General features: G+C 37.3%; 19 protein-coding genes. 1 reads left to right on the top strand and 18 read right to left on the bottom strand.

The window, feature by feature from the left end:
- Positions 1–305: 305 nt before the first annotated feature.
- The 15 genes from KO473_RS05635 to KO473_RS05700 all read right to left on the bottom strand — a co-directional run bounded on the left by KO473_RS05635 (position 306) and on the right by KO473_RS05700 (position 13,587).
- Positions 306–1,160: a DUF1573 domain-containing protein gene (locus KO473_RS05635; RefSeq protein ID WP_005779729.1), complete on the bottom strand. Its 855-nt coding sequence runs from the start codon at positions 1,158–1,160 to the stop codon at positions 306–308.
- Positions 1,161–1,165: 5 nt separating this feature from the next.
- Positions 1,166–2,209 (bottom strand): BF3164 family lipoprotein, encoded by a 1,044-nt coding sequence (locus KO473_RS05640; RefSeq protein ID WP_005779732.1) that lies wholly within the window; start codon positions 2,207–2,209, stop codon positions 1,166–1,168.
- A 120-nt stretch (positions 2,210–2,329) separates the two neighbouring features.
- The gene (locus KO473_RS05645; RefSeq protein WP_005779735.1) at positions 2,330–2,560 is read right to left on the bottom strand and encodes an NVEALA domain-containing protein; all 231 of its coding nucleotides are present in this window, start codon (positions 2,558–2,560) and stop codon (positions 2,330–2,332) included.
- A 273-nt stretch (positions 2,561–2,833) separates the two neighbouring features.
- Positions 2,834–3,055 (bottom strand): NVEALA domain-containing protein, encoded by a 222-nt coding sequence (locus KO473_RS05650; protein WP_005822536.1) that lies wholly within the window; start codon positions 3,053–3,055, stop codon positions 2,834–2,836.
- 103 nt (positions 3,056–3,158) lie between these two features.
- Positions 3,159–4,298 (bottom strand): hypothetical protein, encoded by a 1,140-nt coding sequence (locus KO473_RS05655; protein ID WP_005822534.1) that lies wholly within the window; start codon positions 4,296–4,298, stop codon positions 3,159–3,161.
- Between the two features lie 329 nt (positions 4,299–4,627).
- Complete coding sequence (locus tag KO473_RS23365) at positions 4,628–5,062, bottom strand: BF3164 family lipoprotein (RefSeq protein WP_022012683.1); 435 nt, start codon at positions 5,060–5,062, stop codon at positions 4,628–4,630.
- A gap of 29 nt (positions 5,063–5,091) precedes the next feature.
- Complete coding sequence (locus tag KO473_RS23370; protein ID WP_005822530.1) at positions 5,092–5,670, bottom strand: BF3164 family lipoprotein; 579 nt, start codon at positions 5,668–5,670, stop codon at positions 5,092–5,094.
- A 37-nt stretch (positions 5,671–5,707) separates the two neighbouring features.
- Positions 5,708–6,763 carry a BF3164 family lipoprotein gene (locus KO473_RS05665; RefSeq protein WP_005779745.1) on the bottom strand — a complete coding sequence of 352 codons (1,056 nt, stop codon included), beginning with the start codon at positions 6,761–6,763 and terminating at the stop codon, positions 5,708–5,710.
- Positions 6,764–6,830: 67 nt separating this feature from the next.
- A complete protein-coding gene (locus tag KO473_RS05670) occupies positions 6,831–7,073 on the bottom strand; it encodes an NVEALA domain-containing protein (protein ID WP_005779749.1) in 243 nt (80 codons plus the stop codon).
- A gap of 46 nt (positions 7,074–7,119) precedes the next feature.
- Positions 7,120–7,989, bottom strand: a complete 870-nt coding sequence (locus KO473_RS05675) for a DUF1573 domain-containing protein (RefSeq protein WP_005822529.1) — start codon at positions 7,987–7,989, stop codon at positions 7,120–7,122.
- A complete protein-coding gene (locus KO473_RS05680) occupies positions 7,986–9,104 on the bottom strand; it encodes a 6-bladed beta-propeller (RefSeq protein WP_005822528.1) in 1,119 nt (372 codons plus the stop codon). Before KO473_RS05680 ends, KO473_RS05675 begins: the two co-directional genes overlap by 4 nt.
- A gap of 130 nt (positions 9,105–9,234) precedes the next feature.
- Complete coding sequence (locus KO473_RS05685; protein ID WP_232303474.1) at positions 9,235–10,386, bottom strand: hypothetical protein; 1,152 nt, start codon at positions 10,384–10,386, stop codon at positions 9,235–9,237.
- Between the two features lie 406 nt (positions 10,387–10,792).
- Entirely contained in the window at positions 10,793–11,860 is a 1,068-nt protein-coding gene (locus KO473_RS05690) for a BF3164 family lipoprotein (RefSeq protein WP_005822526.1), read from the bottom strand.
- A gap of 180 nt (positions 11,861–12,040) precedes the next feature.
- Positions 12,041–12,265 (bottom strand): NVEALA domain-containing protein, encoded by a 225-nt coding sequence (locus KO473_RS05695; protein ID WP_005779757.1) that lies wholly within the window; start codon positions 12,263–12,265, stop codon positions 12,041–12,043.
- A 104-nt stretch (positions 12,266–12,369) separates the two neighbouring features.
- Complete coding sequence (locus KO473_RS05700) at positions 12,370–13,587, bottom strand: winged helix-turn-helix domain-containing protein (RefSeq protein ID WP_032541643.1); 1,218 nt, start codon at positions 13,585–13,587, stop codon at positions 12,370–12,372.
- 961 nt (positions 13,588–14,548) lie between these two features.
- Between KO473_RS05700 and KO473_RS05705 the strand changes: the two genes are divergently transcribed.
- The gene (locus tag KO473_RS05705; protein ID WP_005822522.1) at positions 14,549–16,273 is read left to right on the top strand and encodes a helix-turn-helix domain-containing protein; all 1,725 of its coding nucleotides are present in this window, start codon (positions 14,549–14,551) and stop codon (positions 16,271–16,273) included.
- Positions 16,274–16,684: 411 nt separating this feature from the next.
- Here KO473_RS05705 and KO473_RS05710 read toward each other — a convergent pair whose 3' ends face one another.
- From KO473_RS05710 to miaB, 3 genes are all read right to left on the bottom strand, one after another.
- Positions 16,685–18,799, bottom strand: coding sequence for a glycoside hydrolase family 2 TIM barrel-domain containing protein (locus KO473_RS05710; protein WP_005822521.1), 2,115 nt, complete (start codon positions 18,797–18,799; stop codon positions 16,685–16,687).
- Between the two features lie 62 nt (positions 18,800–18,861).
- Positions 18,862–20,280: an alpha-L-fucosidase gene (locus tag KO473_RS05715; RefSeq protein WP_005822520.1), complete on the bottom strand. Its 1,419-nt coding sequence runs from the start codon at positions 20,278–20,280 to the stop codon at positions 18,862–18,864.
- Positions 20,281–20,396: 116 nt separating this feature from the next.
- Positions 20,397–21,770, bottom strand: a complete 1,374-nt coding sequence (gene miaB, locus KO473_RS05720) for a tRNA (N6-isopentenyl adenosine(37)-C2)-methylthiotransferase MiaB (RefSeq protein ID WP_005822519.1) — start codon at positions 21,768–21,770, stop codon at positions 20,397–20,399.
- Positions 21,771–21,877 lie beyond the last annotated feature (107 nt).

A 21,877-nucleotide genomic window follows, 5' to 3' on the forward strand; every position in this document is an offset into this window, starting at 1 on the left:
TATTGACAAGGTATTGATCTCGTAAAATCATTTTCTGCAATTTGTGCTCCATAACAATCATAAAAATAAACCGCAGTTCCACATCCACCCGGACTGCCCCCTATTTCATCTTCAGCCAAAGCTTCTAAAGCTTCAATAGAAGCCAACCAGTCTTCTATCAGAAGACTTCTCCGCTCTTGTAAACATTACATTTGTAACAGTACCTAAAATCAATAGAACACCCATCACACTTAAAACAAGTTTTTTCCTCATAATAATCAAATTTAAAGTTCAACAAATATATTCAATTAACTCTTCATTTCAAACTATTTAGCATTCCCCATTATCTTTAATCGCAATGGAGACGCGGAAGAGTTACAGTATACCGTAATAGTTTTATTAAAGTGCTCCGGATGATCCGCTTTATAAGTTACAATGATATCCAAAGACTTCCCTGGTGAAACCGGTTCTTTTGAATACTCCACGGAAGTACACCCACAAGAGGTAACCACATCATCAATAACAAGCATATTCTCACCGGTATTATATAAAGTAAAAATACAATGCTGAGCCTTCTCCCAAGAAAACTCTCCAATGTCGATAAAGGAGTTAGAAACAGAGACTTCCGTCATTTTTTTTTGCAATTTTCCCCATTCTACATTTTTCCCTGAAATAATGTTAACATATAATTCTGAAATTTTAGAACTATAAACTGGATTCCCCATCGCCAACACTTTATTGTTCTCATTCAACAAAAATGTTTGAAGCATTATTTCATGTGGAAAATGATTCAATTTATTAAGAGAGTCGTTCTCATCAATATAGACAAACTGATTAAACTTATTCCTCTGCAAAATTGAACGCAATTCTTCCACATCAGAAGGATATGCATAAAAGAGAAACCTAACAGAAAAATCTCCTAAAGAATCTATTAAAGCCATAAATAACTTCCATTCAGACAATTTCATTTTACAATTTAAGCATCCAGCAGAATCTACATACGTTAATATCGTATAATTTACACTATCATTTAAACCCATTCCCAAATGAGAGAAAGCTTCATTATCAGGGAATACAATTTCTCGACCAACCCAATCATTTACAATTTTTTCAGCCCGAAAATCAGAACATCCCATAAACAAACAAATGCCCCAAAGCATGACTGCGGCTCTATATCCCATTACTCTTAAATATTTATTTGGCCTAAATCAATATAATATAAAGCAGGATTTAAATAGGTATCCAAACCAAGGCATATAATCATATTCTTATTTCTCCAATAGGACAAACTTCTTATTTTTTTATCCAAATTTAAAACCTTATATGGCATTCCTTCCCAATCGAAAATTAAAATTTTATTAGAATAAAACACTTCATCTTTTAATTTTATCGCATCTTCTAAAGTGTTTTCGTTATAAAGGGCAAAAAGAAATTGATCATTAGTCGCTACGGAAGAAACTCCCAGTTTTGTTTCTTTTTCTAAAGCAGCACTATTCATTCCTCCTACAGTAGAAAAGACAGGAAGTGTACCAACAACAGACCTGATCAATCTGATATTTTCAAAATCCGTAAAGTCATAGACTTCAAAGACATCTCCATATACTGAAAACCACGCCATCCTCTTTTTAGCAGGAGAAACGACAGAAGGTCCTTGCAAAATTTGGGTAACAGCTTCAGGAGTTTTATTCTCAAGGTAAATGTCATTACCAAAGTCTATGAACTTATTCAAGTTAGTTCTTACAGCAAAGTGCTTAACCGTACCTGCTTTAGTAAAAAAAGCCAAACTATCATCATAGGAGATCGAACAAATTCTTTCTTCAGGCAAAATGGCATCTTTCGTTAGAATAGAAAAAGTATCCTTCAAAAGAAATGTTGAAACAGATTGCCCCATAACATCATGAACATAAAACCCTTTCTCATTATTACAATATCCCATTGTTTGCACATTAATAACTTCATTTGCACCTTGTCCTTTAGATAAGAAACGTTTAAAATAGGCTGTTTTATAATTATAACACGATAATAGAGAATTCAATTTGGGTTCAGATAAAATTATATAATCTCCAACTCCTAGAATCATGTCTGGAGCTTGTAGCGAATCCATTGGATATCCTTTTATTTCAAACAATTGTACCTCTTGATTTTCAGCAAACAAATCTAAAAATAATTGACTTTTCTCTTGCTTACAAGAAATTAGTAACAACAGCAATAATACACTCACATATTTCATAAAATTCAAATTATTAGAAATTAAAAACAAGAGGTATCCGAAAAGTTAATATTAGCCCCTCTCTCTTTCAGAAAAATCGGAAGCACGATTGACCTTAGGGATACCCCACTTTCTCACTTATTAATTCGATGTAATGGTACACGTTACTTCAGGAGCTTTTACCTCATCATGACAAGTTCCCCACAAAGCAAGACAACATGTATATGTTGTTTCAGTACCGGCTAATGCTTCAGCATTAGCTAGCACTATATTCGACATTGTCATTTCTGCTCTCTGTGACTGATATATATTGTAGCCTGCAAAAGTTGCGACTACAGCGACTATCAGGGCCGCAAAAACCTTTTTACTCATAATCTACTTTTTTATGATGTTAATTATTCTGTTGTTTGTCGTGTCTCTCTTTCGGGGAGCCACCTCCTCCGTAGAAAAAGTAAATGCTACATTTACTCATTCCAATTAATTTTTTGCTATCTTCGTACCGGGCAACCTCCTTTTTTAAAGGTTATCCGGGAGTGGACAATTCTAAGACTTTTCCCAGGACGTAGATCGTTCCACTCCCTTTCTAACCCAAGTTAATAATGCAATGAATGATTATAATGTGATAAGATTTATATAAAAGAGTCCTCACTCCCCAAGACTAAATCCTTGAACCACATATTCTACTTTGATATGGTTAATAGGACAATCTACAGATCCGTCACCTAAGCAACCTAAATTGGTAACGTGTTCACCACCGGCAAGCGCCTCTACATTTTGCAAGAATAAGGAATTTACTCTCTTAGGAGTTTTAGCGGCAGGCCAATACCCGATCAAGGCTATTAAACCAAGCCCAAAGATCAATTTCATATAGTTTTTCATGACTTCAAAGTATAAGTGTTAATAACTGGTGACAAAGGTAAAAAGAGATTTTGGATAAACCGCTATCAATTTTATTGCCATTTATTGCCATTTATGTCAAATCATTGTCAACAAGGTCGTCTATGAACAACATACGATAACGATCGCTTCCAAAACGCCTGAAACAAACACCACAACCAGCTTGCTCTAATCTCTTCCCTAATTTGTTTCCGGCAGAACAAAACATATTTATCTGAACGTTCGATTGACCCTTCCAAATAAACTTAATGATATCCTCATCAGTCACAGTATAGTCGGGAGCATCTAAAAAAAGCTTTAGAATCTGACATTGTTGGGGGGATAAAGACATTTTCTTGCCATTACAATTAAGAACTCTATTCTGGGCATCAAAAACAACTCCATGACGTAAACTATATAGTTGTCCTTCTACTTTACAAATCTGCTTTATTAGAGGTACCTTTTCTTCCGGAGATGTTTCTTTTTCAACTATTATTTCACGAATCACCTCTTTCTCAACAACGACTTCCTTTTCAACGACAACCTCATAAGGAACCTCTTTTAATTCCGGAGACCGATTTACCATTTTATAATAAAAGCAGATAAATAAAAGCGTCAATAACAAACAAATTACAATCCATCCAAAAGGTTGCCAATGATACCATAATATTGTTTTCCAACTAAAAGCTAAAAGACCGATGACCTCTATCTCACAACGATTACCTATATATGAAGTCACAACCTCCAAAGAAGTATCCCACACACCATCGTGACTGGATGAACTAACAATCCTTCCCTGAAGATTTTCCATCTGCACACGCACCGCAGACTCTGTATCAATGTGATCTTTCTTAAGCATACTCCGCCAATGTTCATTTAAAGAATCCGGCAATAAATGGGATTTCTCACATAGGATAGAGTGTATTGACCGGTTTCTCAGATTCCGAGAAATGTTCTTTTTACTTTTCAAAGAATCAACCTCGTACGCTTTTTTCCCTTCTGCTATTGTAATGCAAATTTTCAAAGGTAGAGTATCGGATGAACTCTCAGCAAACAAGTGAAATAGATTTAAATCTCTTTCTTTTCTTTCCATCTCTTCTTGAAGCATCTGTACGAATAGATTCTCCGCCTGTTTATGTATGCCCATCTTATTTCGTTGATAGAAATAGGCTCCAACCAATAGTGATAGGATTATCACTCCAATAACACACGAAAGCAATTCATTTTTTGTCATTTCGATTTATTTTACTGACAAAAATAATATTATTTCCTAACAAGAAGCTAAAAGACAGAAAAAAATTAAATAACAAATTTAGAGATATACAAAACAGTTTGTAAGCATTCTGTTCATTTCACACGCAAACAAGAACTCTTGCACGAGTCAACTAATTCCAATATTCCTCCAAAATAGATTGTATTCAGTACCGTTTCAAATTCATCACGGTTATTGCCCGAAAATAACAAAGCCTCCTCCCGCTTGTCTGTTCCACCCCTGCATAAAGAAAGATTTGAAAAACAAAAAATATACATATCAAGCAAACTCGTAACATCCTAACAAAAAAGTCAGTTTAACTGATAACAATAATAATGATAGCGCTCTTCTCCACCATCCGCTTCCTTTGTCATCAGGCAGAGTCGTTCATCATTGCTATCCACCGAGATACATATACCCCATCCATCTAATATCACTTTCTTCACAGCACGTCCTTCCCAATCAAATACATAAACTTCATTTGCTATCGGCTTATTTTTCCCAATTTGCCCACTGTAAAGTGCATAAACATAGTTTTCAGTTGCTACCCCACGAAGAAATCCTTTCGGAGAATCGGCAGAGACATCAACAGAAGACACTTCGTTAATAGATTGATTCTCAAATACTGCCGCATACGCATTCAAATGTACTACACTTTCCAGGCACGTGTCATTTACCACTTTCTGAATAGATAATAAATCGCACTCATACGCCAAGTAAGCAAAACGTTTTTTATCCGGCTTCATAATAAGATCTCCCTGGAACAACAAATAGTTTACATCCCGTTTACCGCTTGCTCTGTTTGTGGAAAAGGGAGATATTGATTTAAAATCTCTTTCTGATTGCATTTCGCTATCAGGCCACTTTCAAAAGTCCCACTCCCGTAAAATATGGAATCCGAATATGCATATACCCTATTCATTCCTAACTTAGGAGCTGAAACACAATCTATCTTTGAAAGACTGCCTTGAGCTAAACTATCAATTCGAAAAGAACTTATAGTTTGCAAAGACTGATCATACAGTACCAAAGAACGCTTGCCCATATCTACATACATTTGGGATATAGATAGAAAATCATCCGGCCCCATGCCTTTATTTCCAAAAGCAACCATCTCTTTCCCTGTATTCATATTATAAACATGCACCATCGGATTGGCAGTCCAATCTATTAGACACAGAGTGGAATCATAAGAACACATCAGATAGGGAGCTAATAGTTCCTTGTTTAAACTAACTTCTTTATCACTCTTAAGCGATTGTTCTAAAGGAAAATCATACACAGTTTTTTCTTCCCTGCCACAAGAAGAGAAAGAAAGTAAAATTACAAATAAAACGACTAAATTAAATCTCATATTATTCACATTTATTCTATAAAGTCACTATCCCACTTCAATCAGGCAAATGCTTCCACAACTCTGCCAAATCGACAGATTCTATATTACAATCCACATCTAATAGATACATCTTGGATTTGGTAAACACAAATGATCTTATTTTAAACGGAAACTTAAATTTTACAATAGGAACTCCATCTTTATTAAAAACCAGCAAATGGGTGGGGACTAAGGCTGAAGTATCATTCTCTTGATCCATTGTTATATCAGGTTTCCCTATATACGTCGCAAAAATATAATTCTGATAAACCCTGATATCACCAAAGCCCAAAAGATGTTTGTATTTATCTAATGAAATCCCATTTGCTGATTTTTGGATTATTGGAGATATATACATCCTCTCAAATACTGGTTTTATCTCTTTTTCAGATAAAATATCATAAGCAGCCATATAAGAAAAGTCATTAGAAGCATAATAAACCGTATTATCATCTATACATAAATGACCAATAAAAGGAGCGAGCTTATTATTTGCATTTTCCTCAATGTCTATCGGCACCCGTGCAAAAGTGATAAGTGTATCCAAACTTTCGTCTAACAATGTAAACAAATGTTCTTTTCCAAATAAACGGGCACCTACAAATAAACCACTTTGTAGACGACAAATCTGATAATAAAATTCTGAATTCATTTTAGGACTAACATCTTCAAGACACTTATATTGCAAACTATCATTATGATTTGATAGTAAATAAGTCATTCGCCTTGTCCTAGAGCGTTCAGAAACATAAATAGTATCATTGCAATGTCCTATATATCCAGGAGTGATACATTCTCCAAAACCATTTCCTTTTTGCAAGAAGTGTCCCAGTTCGGAAGCATTCGATTCACATAAAACCAATGCTCCAGACGAAGGATCTCCATTGAAAAGAAAGAATAATGAATCAATCATTTCAAAAGGAAATGCACCTCTAGCAATTACTTCGTCTTTATTAATCCTATTAGTTTTAATATCTATAGAATTCATTGACAGAATATTTGCTATATGCTCTTTCTTATCTGAACAAGAACAAACAAGAATTAAAATAAAAAACGATACAATTTTATTCATAATAATAAATTAGGGGATAAAATATACTAGTCAAAGCCAATATTCCTATCCCCACTTTTTATAAGAATCAGTACTTTGTTTTTTGGTCAAAATAAGTTTCTAGATAATTCCCATTTGGGGTCACTATCAAAACAGAGCAATAACGATTAGATGCACTGACACAATCCTCATCATTAATCTCAGAACCAGCTAACGCCTCTACATTGGCCATCGTCAAATCCGACATGATACTTTCTACTCTCTGTGACTGATATATATTGTAGCCTGCAAAAGTTGCGACTACAGCGACTATCAAGGACAAATAAGACAACTGGCAGCACTCGCCCTATAGAAATTTATTTCATTATATGTTCCAGTTATTTGGCATCTCCAGTTATCTTTAACTCCAAAGGAGAAGCGGAAGCATTGCAATATAGTATAATAGTTTTATTAAAGTGTTCCGGATGGTCCGCTTTATAAGTTACTTTAACTGCTAAAGACTTTCCGGGCTGAACGGGTTCTTTCGAGTATTCAACAGAAGTACATCCGCAAGATGTCTTATTATCATAAACGACCAAATTATTATCACCAATATTGTGTATCTCAAAAGTTATATGCTGCTCTCGCCTCCAATCAAAACTCCCCAAATCAACCATATCTTTCTCTATTTTTATCACAGTTCGCATATTTGAAAGAGAATCTCCATCTATTCCTCCTGAAATAAGATGGATATAGAGTTCTCTTACATCGTAATTATGAACCGGATTTCCTATCGCAATTACATGATTGTTTTTATCTAATAAAAAAGTTTGAAAATTTAGCTGTGAAGGAAACTTATTCACTTTATTAAAAGTATCTTCCGTATCCATACAAACAGGATAATCAAAACGATTTTGTTTTAACACAGACCTCATCTCGCGAACATTAGCAGGATGAAGAAAAAAAAGAACCGGTATTTGATAGCCTACTATAGAATCCGCATATTTCATAAAATCCTTCCATTTAGGCAATTGCAATTTACAACTGGAACAACCCAACGAATCGACATAGGTCACGATCTTATAATCCGAAGCAGGGATTTTAAAATCGACAGGAGTTTTTCCATATAACGTAAAACTAAGATTTGTCGGAAATAGTACCTCCTTCCCATTCCAATTTTGAACAAGTTCTTCAAGTTTTTCCTTCTCGGTCTGCTCACATGAGATTAGAAAGAGAAAGCAACCCAGTACAAATATAAGATTTTTCATTTAAAATAAAATTTGATTAAACAGGGGTTATCATCTTCTAAACGCTCTTCCAGCTTCTTATATTCCTCTGGAGGAAGCACTTTTTCATAGTTTGGAAAGTCTTCATTGAAAACAATACAAGTCAGGAAATCTTCATTAAAGGCTAAAGGATGGAGCAAAACACCTTCCGCTGTTTTCTCAAAAAAGAAACTCTTGCCGTCATCCTTTCGATAAAAAAGATTTATCCGATGCCGAAAGCCAAACGTCAACATGGTATAATAATATTTTTTATTCTGAAATTGATGCCTTAATAAATAAGGCACAGTAGAATCACGTAAATACTGCAACATTAATTTATATTCTTCAACCTTTTTATCCTCTAATAAAGTGAATCCATACTCCTTCAAATCAAGATTATCTTTTCCAAAATCCCAACGGTATGCAACCCGTAAGCTATCTGTCCTTACTTCATATACTTCATTTTGATAAGGATTGGAAAAATATACTTTATGTTCATAATTATAAAAAGGTTTAGAATTCAGAGTAGTGAGAACGGGAGGAACATGCCAAAATTCTTTCACATTCTTGGAAGACTCTTTAGAAATAACGCTGATACAATTATCATTCTCAGAGGCAGGTAGTGTCCATGTAACGAAATACTTACTCTCCAGCTCCTCTATCAATTGATAATTTGCCCTCGTTGGCAGTTCTATTTCTTTTATGAATTTTCCATCCAGAGAATACACATAAAGAGAGCCAAATGGAGATAGCATATACACTGCATTTTCTTTTTCTTTAATAACGGCATCGTATATTTCACGATACTCTCCGGGACCTTGTCCCTTTTTACCTATTTTATGCAAAAGATGCCCTTCTTCATCAAAAGAAAACACAGCCGGAACCCCTTCATCGACAATATAATATCTGTTATCTTTAATAATAACTTTCACAGGCCTTACAAGAAAGGAGCTATCATTGGTTTCCAATGGAATGACAGATATTTTAGAAAATAATTCTTCCGTTGCAACAGGGCGTTCAACCAAATCGACATGTAATACTTCACAGTCGGTTTTATCTCCAGTACTTTTACATGAAAAAAGTATAAACAAGAGAAGTGTTAACAAGATATTCTTCATAACTTTATTAGATTAGATTAACAATGCAGGAAGTTATACCAAAGTGTTTTTCATGTCTATATACGTTTTAAATACGTGCAAATATAAGCCATATTTTTCTTATACTCACCATATAGTGCGTTACAAAGCGCTACAAGACCTCAATTTCCGGCAGTTGCAACTGAAAAAGATCCCTATTGTGCTGAACAATAGAAATAGAAGGATCGATTTGAAGTACCTTAACTAAGCGGTGCTTAGCTGTCCGGAAACACTCCCGACTCCCTCCGGATAAACACTTCTCGATTTCCTTACGTGTCAATTGACAATCAGTAGCATTTAAGAAAACCAGCAAGAGAGTATAGGACTGGAGATTAAGTGAAATTATTTCCTCATTGCACTCCAGTGTCTTTTTATATACATCAAAGGTCAGTATAGGACTCAATTTATAGATCAAGGATTTTGTTCCCAACAGTTCTTTTGCCTTTTTTAGTTCCGCTATTTGCCCTTCGTACGCCTTTGACTTTTGCTCCAGATCCTTCAACAGCATGTCCTTTTCCCGAGCATCAGATTGCTCCATTTCAACCTGTTGCGCATATTGATCCCATATACTCTCTAACTCTTCTAATTTTTCTTCTTCTTTGTTTAGCTTCTCCACCAATAGTCCACACTCAGACTGTGTTTTAAACAAGTGCTTTCTCACCCTAAACAAATAGATCAAAAAAACAATCAAACACAAAGCTATACCAACAATCATTCCGAATGGAAAGAAATGATATCTACAAACCGACCACCAAGTATAAAATAAAAAACCGGAAACCTCTATTTCACATCTCTCCCCCAAATAAACAACAAACTTCAACTCTGGAGACAGGTTGACAGTTTGGCTTTTTCTATATAAGATCCTATTTTCCAAGTCTGTAGTTACTATTTCTATCGCAACTCTTGCCAGAATATGTCGTGTTTGCAGGCTATCCGCCCAGGTCTGACTCAAAGTCATGGGAGATAACTGCTTCTCGGAACAAATAACAGAGTGTAATGAACGTTCTCTCGATATCTGAGAAAGATTTTTCCGGCTCTTCGCAACATCCACTTTATACTGTCTGGATCCGGTTTCGGTCATAATCGAAATAGTTAAAGGTATCGTGTCACTTGATATCCCTGAAAAAGAATAAAATAAATCCAATTCTTCCCCTTTCTTTTTCATTTCATCTTTCAACACTTGTATAAATAGGTTTTCTGCCTTTATACGCATCAACTTCTTATTCCTTTGAAAGAAATAATAACTAACATACTGCTTATTCATGACAATGTATGTATTGTACGGATTTAGAAGAAACACAATGGCAAGTTATTGAAGTTAACACTCAAATTCCACAAGATGCAGATTAAAGTATCTTATGATTCTTAGAAAAATATTTTCTTCATACAGTCTAAGTTCATCTTGACAGCCAAGATACGCATCTTAAGGCGCAAGATGTCTATCTTGGCGCGTAAGATGTACATCTTGCGTGCTAAGATGAACTTTAATTACTGACCTGAGCAAGTTTACCTCTCGCGTTTTAGAACTTTTAGTAAAGTGATTTGCCGTTTTAAGATTGGTTTCTTAACTTCTTTCTGTTTTTTAGTAGCATCACCCCGTAGTGAATCTATTTAAGCGGAAAACCGTTTATAGACAGCTTGCTTTATTCTTGAAAATTGTAGAATACACATCAATTTAAAGATAAGCAAGACAGTTCATAAGCATTCTGTTCATTTTCCGCAATTACATAGATTAGATTGTTTTTCTCATCCACAACTATATTTACAAGACCGTGGTTAGCCTTAATTTTACTTGTTGGAAGTCCTTGCCAACTAAATACAGTAATCTCTGAAGGTAAAACTTCGCTTCCTCTATTATGCAATAATGCATAAATACTATTATTTGTTGCATATACATCTTCGAAACCAATCTGAGTCGTTTCATTGGAAACTACATACGCCGGAATTGCTCCTTCAGCAATACCATATTTAGGTTCGTAAATATAAAGCGTTTTATTCAATGACAAACGACAATTTTCGTCCAAGTCAAATAGCTCCAGGATCCCTCCCAGATAGGTCGCATTCAACATCTTCGTCCTGTCCGGTTTTAACTTGGTTTTGGTATTACTACAGAAAACCGACCATACTTCTTCTTCATTATTTGTATTTAAACAATCAGAGAAAGAATTGTATAATTGAGTAATCTTTCCATCTTTTAATAATCCAAACCGAAGATCCTTATGGTTCGCTTTTACAAGAAAATCCGAATCTTTAAGAGAAAGCATATCATAGATTATTGTGGGTACTTCAGAGTGTGGTAAGCTACCATAATTCACTTGCATAACTTCAGATTTCAATGAATCTTTTAAAAAAGAAGAGACATCATATTTCACTATTTTACGCATTGAAGAATCGTATGCATACATGTTTTTTCCATCTTCAGATAAATTGAATGCCCCCACATTTATAAAATCAGCAGGCCCCTGACCTTTTTCTCCAAATGATTTTACAGGTATCCCCTTTAGAGTAAACAGATGAAAGAAGTTATTATTAACATTATCCAACACCAGTAGCATTGAGTCTATAAGCTCTATTTGCAAAGGATACGAAAATAAAAACGTATCATTTAAAACAACCAGTTCCCGTGATATGCTATCGCTACAAATAACTTCATTTGAAAACTCAACCTTCTCTTTTGCCGGATGACACCCCAAAAGAATAATCCCTATTAAAATTAATACACTGACATTTTTATTCATAAGCATTCGATTTTAGGCGGACTAAAAGCTTTACTTAGCTTTCAGACCTAAAGGTTTCTACTTTAAAGTCCTTTAGGAGGTGGCTGATTTGCCTGTTTTAAAGGGAATAGAAATACTTCCACTCCCTTTGATAAACACGCAGCTAAAGGAACACTAAGTGTTCTTTTAATATCCTACGTTTCATGCCTCATATACAATCTCCACCTTATCGTGACTAACAGGACAATCTACAGATCCACGCCAATAACAATGGATCTGCGAAGATTCTTCGCCACTGGCCAAAGCTTCTACATTCTGCAATAAAAGAGGATCTACATTCTGAGATTTCTGCACCGGTTTTAAATACCAAACCGAAATGATAACAACCAAAAGAAAAGTTGCTTTCAAATAGCTCTTCATTTTCATAAGATATATGTTTTAATTATTCACCGCAAAGTTAAAGGCTATTACTCAATAAAACATCATATTATACATTACAATTTATTACATATTATAAAAGATTCCCTAAATTATTCCTTTTCAGGAAGTATTAATTGATATTTATCAATATCTCTTTGAAAAACAGTAATTTCAGGATCTACGCTTAACACAATACGCAAACGAGAAATAGCCACTCGCAAACGAACCATGCCTCCACTACCATCTTTCCACAAACATTCCAATAGCTCTTCGTAAGTTAAAATATAATCTGGAGCATTCAGAAAAGCATCCAAAAGTCTACAAGCCTGTGAAGTAAGAGGAATGGTTTGATCACCACAAATTAATAACTTTGCATAAGAATCAAAAGTGACCTTCGGACTCAGTATATAAAGTAATGGTTCTTTTCCGGATTCCCTTAATTCTTTAAGCTTTTGAATTTGTATCTCATACTCTTTCAGTATTTTCTCCATACTTTTTCGTTCTTCTTCATACTCTTCGCCTCTTGCTGAAAGGTCTTTAATCCGTTTTTCATATTCTCTTTGTTTTGCCTCCAACCTTTTCTGATCCTTTTCCAATTGTATACGAACCTTTCTTTCACGATCCCAGTCATTGGCTAAATGTCTTTTATCATTTCGGATTTTAGTTATATATTTCTTTACCAGATACCAGCCACAAAAAACAATGATAAGAGCGGCCGCTACACTTCCTATCACTTCAAAAGGAGTAGAATGATACTGATATACAGTCCACCATGAATAGGACCAGAAACCAATAATCTCAAGTTCACATCTATTGCCTATATAAACAGTAATTTTTTGTGTTACGGAACAAAGATCATTGCTATTTTTACATTTAAAATGGGAAATGGTATTATCCAAATGGGTTATTGACATGTGCACATCGGTTTTAGCGAAAATTTTATGTCTTTTGAGCCCTCTGTCCCAAAGTTGATGTAAAGTATCTACAGACAGACCACTCTTCATGCAGACAGCCGAATGCCAAGATCGCTCCGCCATATTTTGTGAAATATTCTTTTTACTTTTCTTTGCGTCCACGGCATAGGACTTAACTCCTTCACTTGTCGTAACACGAATTATCAGAGGAACCGTATCGACTGTTACTTTGGAAATATAAAACAGATTCAACTCTTGTTGCTTTCTGTGCAACTCTTTCTTGAGCACTTCTACTAAAAGGTCTTCCGATTCGGTGCGCATTGCCTCCACATTTTTCTGATAGAAATGAATGCTGACCAAGAATGCTTGCATTATTATACCCAAAATCCATAAAAATAATCTAGAGCGTTTCATCGTAGTTTGTTTTTGCAAACAAATGTAATACTTTACAATATTATCTCAAAATCTCACTACCAATTTCACTGATTAACAGAGGATAAACATACAATCGCCCGGTTATTGATATAAAAAATAGAACCCTAAATGTTTACCTCAAACAACAATAATCAAAAGATTATTGATTTCACGGCATTTCCCATATTAAATTCTAAAATAATTTAACGATTAGGCTAAAAAAGAAATTTTGACATAACACGTCCATTTCAACGCATTACAATTTATTACATACCATCACATTATTAAAAACCAACCCATTAACAGGTAATAAAAAGTAATACACTCTTTTTAATTAAAAGAAGCACATACAATTAACAGATAAGAAATCGAGGCTGGGTGTCAGGGTAATATTGTTTTAACAGCCTCACTCTCCCCCAACTCAATGTATAAAACAAAAAAATTGTCTAAGGAAAAGATCTCGACATTAAGCAACAGTCTAAATATCAAACATTTATAGACAACAAGACATTCATAAAAGCATCTGCAAACATAAAGGGAGCTATTCTGACATTACGATTATTCCACTATCAGAAGGTACCATAAAGTATGTAACCAGGATTTCTTTTTATCCCCGGGAGTTATTTCTACCATTTTTTATGTAACCAATCAGTATCTAAATATAAATAATAAGCGGGCAAAATCTGATAAGTGAAGCATAGATCATGAAAATAAACCTGATTACCTCACAACTATAAAATCCCCTCCATACGGCAAAGTCTAAAACAATCGTAAATATATACATTAAAATCCGTTACCAGATATTACCCATATCTTTTAAAAGATTATACCCAATCAAGCTGTACAAAAAGCCCTATAATTGCAGCACCAACGACTAATTGGGAATTCCCCCCAAAAAAGAAGTTTGAAAAAATGATGGTTTAACTATGAAAACAAAATTAATAATTATCTAAATACAGTTATGGAACCAGTTATTCTATTTTTACAGTTGATCTTATTGGACACACCATTTAATGATGTATGTCCTTGTATGCAAACCGATGTACAACTCGACCTTACAAGTCAGTACCAAACAGCTACTTTTATACCTGCTTTCTTATGGCAGATGTCATGGGTATACCCGATTGAGGGTTTGGTAATAGGGTTGTTTATTGTTCTCATGATACGTTATAGAATCATGTATAACACGAAACTCTTTTCCCACGAAAAACTGGGCATTGTTCAAAACATAGCTCATAAAACTCAAACCCCACTGACTCTGATGCATCACTTACTGGAAGAAATCGCCTCTGACAACCTTCCTGAACCTACATCTCAAAAGTTAAAGCGAGTGCTCGGCTACACCAGCCACATCATGAACAGCTACCAGAATATTGGAATATTCAGCAATATAGAGAATGAAATATATCCTGGTTCTCCCATTGAGTTTGAACTTTACACTTTCATTACCTCAATCACCAATCAATGCCAGAGTTATGCCAATACTCGCCAGATACAATTAAACGTCAGCAAAGATTTCGGCTATATCAGTTGCCGGGTAGACGAAATTACCATGACTGCAGCCTTACAATGCCTATTGAGTAAAATAATCGATGCCACACCTTGCAAAGGTTGCATTAATATGAACGTGTCTCACCTGAACAACCATTGGAGCCTCCGGATTACCAATGGACCAGAATGCAAACAGGACAATAAAAAGTTACTTTCTCTACTCTCTGCCCTTATGTTGATATACCACTGTGGGAATCTTCAAATCATAAAGAAGATAATCCGCTTACATGGTGGAAAATTAATCGGGGATTGCCATAGGCGAATTATTACTTTTCAAGTTATCGTTCCCATAAACGGTTGCTGCAATACAATCCAATGTCCGGAAGTGGAAATTCCTACCATAAAAGATGGCAAGATGGGCCGTTCTGATAAAAATAGGTCACACGTACTGTTAGTCATGTCAGACAATGAGTTGAGCAGCTACTTAAATGGAGCCCTCTCAACCCTCTTCCGGATAACTATTCTTAATAATCCGGAACGTTTATCCAATTTCTCCGGTCAGCGAACACCAGATATTATCATTATTGATGAAATAGTGAACGGTATAGGCGGAAAAGAAATTTATTCCCGGATAAAATCAAATGCCAGCATGGTTCAAACTCCCGCCATTCTCCTGATGAACTTCAATGATAATAGGAGTTATCTCACCCATATCCATTGTGGAGTAGATAAATTGGCACCACGTGCAATCAGTATTTGCAGGCTTAAAGCGGATATACAAGTACTTATAAATAAGCATAAACGTATCAAACAGCTTCTGGAAACCAATTTGCCTGCCGACCTCCCTGAGACAACTTCGAAGAGTGAAGAGAACACTCTATTTATGGATAAAGTAAATAAGCTTCTGGAAAAGAATCTCTCATCAGACAATTATACGGTCGACATGTTAAGCGCCGATATGGGAATGTGCCGTACTACATTCTATACTAAATTAAAAGAGATTACAGATAAAGCACCTGCAGAGTACATGTATTATTTTAAAATGAATAAAGCCAAAATTTTACTGGTTACACAAAAATACACCGTTACAGAAATAGCAACCTATTTAGGCTTTTGCGATGCTAAATATTTCGGAGCAAGATTCAAGAAGTTCTATAAAGTGCCACCTACGCGCTATATCAAAGAGATTTTATAATGTCTATAAGGGTTTATAACCTTCTCATGATCTCGTCACGCATACCTGGGCTCATAAGCCCGGGTACGTGGGACGATGGGCACAGGTATGCAGGACGATGGGCACAGATACGCGGGACGAGATAAAGCTCCGACCATTTTCGGCAAAGATGCCAAGGAAAGTAAAATGCTTTTAGGGGTCCAAACAGATAAGATACTAACTTTATGAGTTTATATATTAGACATTTACAACTTATTTACTTCTTAAAAACAGAGGTGGAAGATGGAAGATAAAGGTGGAAGATAAATGGCTTAAAAACGCGATCTTCCACCGCATATAATAATGATAAACAGAAGTTTATCTCTATAAGGGTGGAAGATGGAAGATCAAAATACATTTTTCGCAGGAAAGGACGGAGTTTGAAATCTACTATCAAAAACCTGAATGTTCATTCTTATTCTCATAAGAATCTACTTCCCGGTTTTTCTCACCGGAATAGTTCCATACGATTTCATCGGTATACTCCTTTCCTTTGATTGCGGCTACAGCTTTCAGAACATTTTTCCCATCAGCAAGTGCCACATTATCGAAGATGTAATGCACATCGGTATATCCTTTGCGAATACCGCCCAGTTCTTTTCCATTCAGATATACTTTAGGAGTCCCGATATTAGAATAGACAGTAACGGTAGTCATTCGTTTTTCACGATCGACATTACGACGTTGCGTGAGATAAAGAACCGGATTCTCACTCCAGTTGGCCTTGTACCAGAAATAAGAGTCTTTCTTTATTTTACGGTCAAAGGTAACCAGGCCTTTCATATTACGTGCGGGAACACCGCCACGTGTCCACATCGGTACGGCAAAATCAAACATATTCCAAAGATAAGAAGCGATGATATATGGATGGTCTTTGATGACACTCCACTGATATTCGTGTGTCTTAGTCTGGAATGTTTCCGGATAGAACGGCTTGCCCCAATTGAGGGCGTCACCCAAATATTCGGTTTGATGGGCCAGGTTGGCATCGGCACCATATTCAGTCAACATCAGCTTCTGATAAGGATATTCTTTTTCAAGTTGTTCTACCCAAGGCTTGATATCCTGTATCTTCTTCTCGTACCAACCGAAATAACGGTTCATACCCTGTATATCCGCATTCAAATTGACCGGATGTTCCATATGTCCATATCCATTGACCGAAACGGTATAACGATCCGGATCTTCCGTCTTAGCAAGATCATGAAGAGATTGGGTCAAGGCAGCTGTATATTCATGAGGCTGATATACTTCGTTATGAAGCCCCCATACGTAAATAGAAGGGTGATTGAAGCTTTGACGGATCAGTTCACGAAGCTGGCTTTGGGCATTTTCCGCTTCGTATCCGGTCACCCGGTTTACACAAGGTATTTCGGCCCAGATAATCAGTCCCAGTGTATCACAACGGGAGTAGAGATAATCTGACTGTTGGTAGTGGGCAAAACGGACAGTAGTAGCCCCCACATCCATTATTGTAGCCAGATCGAAGTCATGATGTTCATTCTTAAGCGCACTGCCCAGTCCCCACCAGTCCTGATGGCGGGTTACGCCATACATCGGATACTTTTCTCCATTCAGAAAAAAACCTTTCCCGGGCACAATCTCATATTTACGCACACCAAGAGGTTGCACCACCTCGTCGATTACTTTTCCATCTGCCATCAGCTTGCAGACAACCTTATAGAGATAGGGATCTTTGCGTCCGTGCCAGAGGTGCAGATCTTTCATCTTAAAAGTAGATGTATAGGTCTGTGTTCCTTGCGGAGTCAGGTCGAACGACTGGCTGTGTACACTTACTTTACGCCCATCCTGCGTATAAATAGCATTTTCAAGAGTCAAAGCAGCAGGTTGGAGCCCGGCATTATCCAATTTTACCTTCACAGTTATATCGGCTGACTTTTTTGAAACATTCTTTTGGGTAATATAAACACCCGGAGAGGCACAATCGGTAACCGTAATGTTATTCTGCTCAGTTACAATCAGCCATACGGGACGGTAAATACCACCATATACTCCGAAAAGATTCTGATTGACCGGAATTACGTCGGGACGGGCCTTATTGTCGGCTTTAACAACGATCTCGTTCTCTGTTCCGAACTGAAGGACCGTACCTATTTCACAGGCAAAAGCAGAGTAGCCCCCCTTGTGAGTGCCGACCAATTTTCCATTGACGTGTACTTCCGAACAAGCCCCTACTCCTTCGAAACGCAGAAATATACGTTTATCTTTCAAATCTTGAGGAAAAAACTGTGTTTTCCGATAGTAACCCACCCCTTCATAGAAAGAGCACGATTGAACTTGCATATCCTTGGCATTCCAGGTATGTGGAATCTCAACAGTCTCCCACTTTCCGTCCCATTGTGAAGCAGCCTGCATCGGATCGGCTGCAAAAGGACCTTTCTTAAATTGCCAGCCGGTATTGAATGCGGTAACCTGTCGTGCCATCAAGGGAAAAATACTACTGCACAGGCATAAGCATGCAATAATTAAATAAGATAGTTTTCTCATAATATTTTATTTTAATGATTGGTCACCTTTTTGCGGGTGAACGCACAGATAAGGAAATTCTACTATGTCAATGCATCCCGGTACTTGTCTGTCGTAGCGAAAGTTTCTTTAATTTGCAATTTGATTATAAAGGGTTCTCCCGGATTTTGCGAAGGCATAGCTACATTATATTCATTCCGGGTGGTCTCGACAACCTTCAGTTCCTGTCCGTCCGGTAAAGCGGCTTTCTCTATTTTTGTGCCTTTCGGAACCTTTACATCAAGGAAACCCGAATAGGGACAATTGAATACAACCATATAAATCTCTTGACCTTTACGGGTATAGTATCCCCAGTCTCGTTTATCCCATCCGGCATAGCCACAGCCATAAATACACTCACCATACTTCTTCATCCATTTACCCAAAGCTACAGCCAACTCCTTCTCTTCCGAACGGAAATCACCATCGGCCTGAGGACCGAAATTGACTACCATATTCCCTCCCATCGATACAGCATGCACAATACGGTCGATTACTTCTACCGGAGTCTTGACATAACTCAGCGACCAATCCTTATGATATCCCCACTGATTTTCGGGAAGGGTCATACAAGCTTCCCAATCCCATTTAGTCACCTGCAAGTCCTCCACCGGATCAGGAAGACGACGTTCGTACCCCGATTCATAATCTCCCATAAGACAGCCATTGCTATCGAAGTGTCTCTTGCCATAATCATCGGCACGAAGCCGGCTATTGACAGTGACTCCCGGCACAAGATTCTTCAACATCTGCTCTACATGAGCCGTCCACCAACCATTCTTCTTAATACTTGCATCCCAAGTGCCGTCGAACCAAAAGTCCTTAACCGTCGGATAGCGGGTAGCCAATTCCTTCAACTGATTATCGGTGAAAGTGAGAAAACGGCTGAAAGCAACGCTATCTTCTTTCGATGAAATCTCATAACGATAATCCGGATGGCTCCAATCCATTACCGAAAAGTAGAAATGCACGTCGATACCTTCATCATTGTAGGCTTTTACCAACTCGCCTAAGATATCTTTCTTAAATGGAGTCTGCGCTACGGTATATTCACTATACCGGCTCGGCCAGAGACAGAATCCTTCGTGATGTTTCGTTGTTATCTTGACGTATTTTACTCCCATCTCTTTGGCCATTCTCGCCCATTGGCGTGCATCAAATTTTACCGGATTCCATTGTTTCATCAGCCCCAGCCATTCAGAAGCAGGAACTTGAGCCCACGACTTGAGCCATTCGGCAGCTCCATTATATACTTTACCTTTCCATTCGCCACCGGGAATGGCATACAGTCCCCAGTGAATGAATTCTCCCAAACGATTGTCGCGAAACCGCTTCATAGCTTCGTCCTGACGCTTGCCGATGTTAGTGGCACCATATTTTAAAGGAATTTCCTTTTTAGGTTCTTGAGCTAAAACATGGATTGAAATGCAGAGTGCAATTAAAATAAATAGTTTGTTCTTCATGGTGTTCTATTTTCTAAGGTACGCACAAAGATAAAACATTGTAGCCATATAACAAACAAGGTGTAGCCATACGTTCTCAATGACTACACCTTTTATTTTATATGCAAAACTACGGATTATCCAAAAACTTCTTCACCTTTCAGCGTGGCAGAACTGGCTTCCGTAATTCTTACGTTCACAAAATCGCCTATCCGGTGAGTACCACGATCGAATACAACCACCCTGTTCTGCTCGGTACGGCCGAACAACTGATCGCGCGAACGTTTCGAAACACCTTCTACCAATACTTCATAGGTCTTTCCGATACAGCGGGTATTGGATTCAGCAGACAAACGATTCTGTAAAGCAATTATTTCATTCAGACGACGGACTTTTACCTCCTCGGGAACATTGTCTTCCAGATGTTTAGATGCATAAGTACCGGGACGCTCGGAATATTTAAACATAAATGCCGCATCATAGCCACAAGCCTCCATCAGCGAAAGTGACTCCTGATGATCTTCCTCTGTCTCAGAGTGGAAACCGGAGAATATATCCGTAGTAAGCCCGCAATCGGGAACAATACGCTTAATAGCCGATACACGATCCAGATACCATTCACGCGTATATTTACGATTCATCAACTTAAGAATGCGCGAGCTACCGCTTTGCACGGGAAGGTGAATGTGTTTACATACATTAGGCACTTGTGCAATCACCTCCAAAGTTTCATCACTCATATCTTTGGGATGCGAAGTTGTGAAACGGATACGTACATCCGGCGCCGCCTCAGCTACCACACGAAGCAACATTGGGAAGGTAACCACTTCTCCTCCCTCCTTCTCAAAACGATAAGAGTTTACATTCTGCCCCAACAAAGTAATCTCTTTGTAACCTTTTGATACCAGATCGGCCACTTCGTTCAGAATACTTTCCACATCCCGGCTGCGTTCACGACCACGGGTGTAAGGCACTATACAATAGGTGCAGAAGTTATTGCAACCACGCATGATGGATACAAATCCGGAGATATGGTTACCGCAGATACGTGAAGGAATCACATCCCGATAGGTTTCCGTAGTCGAAAGTTCTACATTCATTGCCTTCTCACCCGCTTCCACAGAAGCGATCAGTTCCGGAAGAGTCAAATAAGCATCCGGCCCCACTACAAGATCTACATGATGATGTTCAATCAAATCATCTTTCACTCGCTCGGCCATACATCCCAACACGCCTACAATCAGATGCTTCTTCTTTTTCTTCATCGAATGAAAAAACTCCAGACGATTCAGAATCTTCTGCTCGGCATTGTCACGGATAGAGCAAGTATTCATAAATACCGCATCAGCATCTTCCAGCGTTTCGGCAACCGAATAACCGGCCATTTGCATCACAGAGGCAATTACTTCACTATCGGCCACATTCATCTGGCAGCCATAAGTCTCGATAAACAACTTCTTGTTGTCATCAGCAGTTGCGGATTTAAAGTCCGCTCCCGTCAATTCGTTCATAAATTCAGAATTTAAATTTGTACCTGCAAAGATACAGCTTCATCCTCAAAAAGTTGTGAAATGAAACCAAAATAACACTTTTGCTTATCGATTCAGAGGCAAAAGGA

The sequence above is a fragment of the Bacteroides sp. HF-4919 genome (assembly GCF_018860125.1).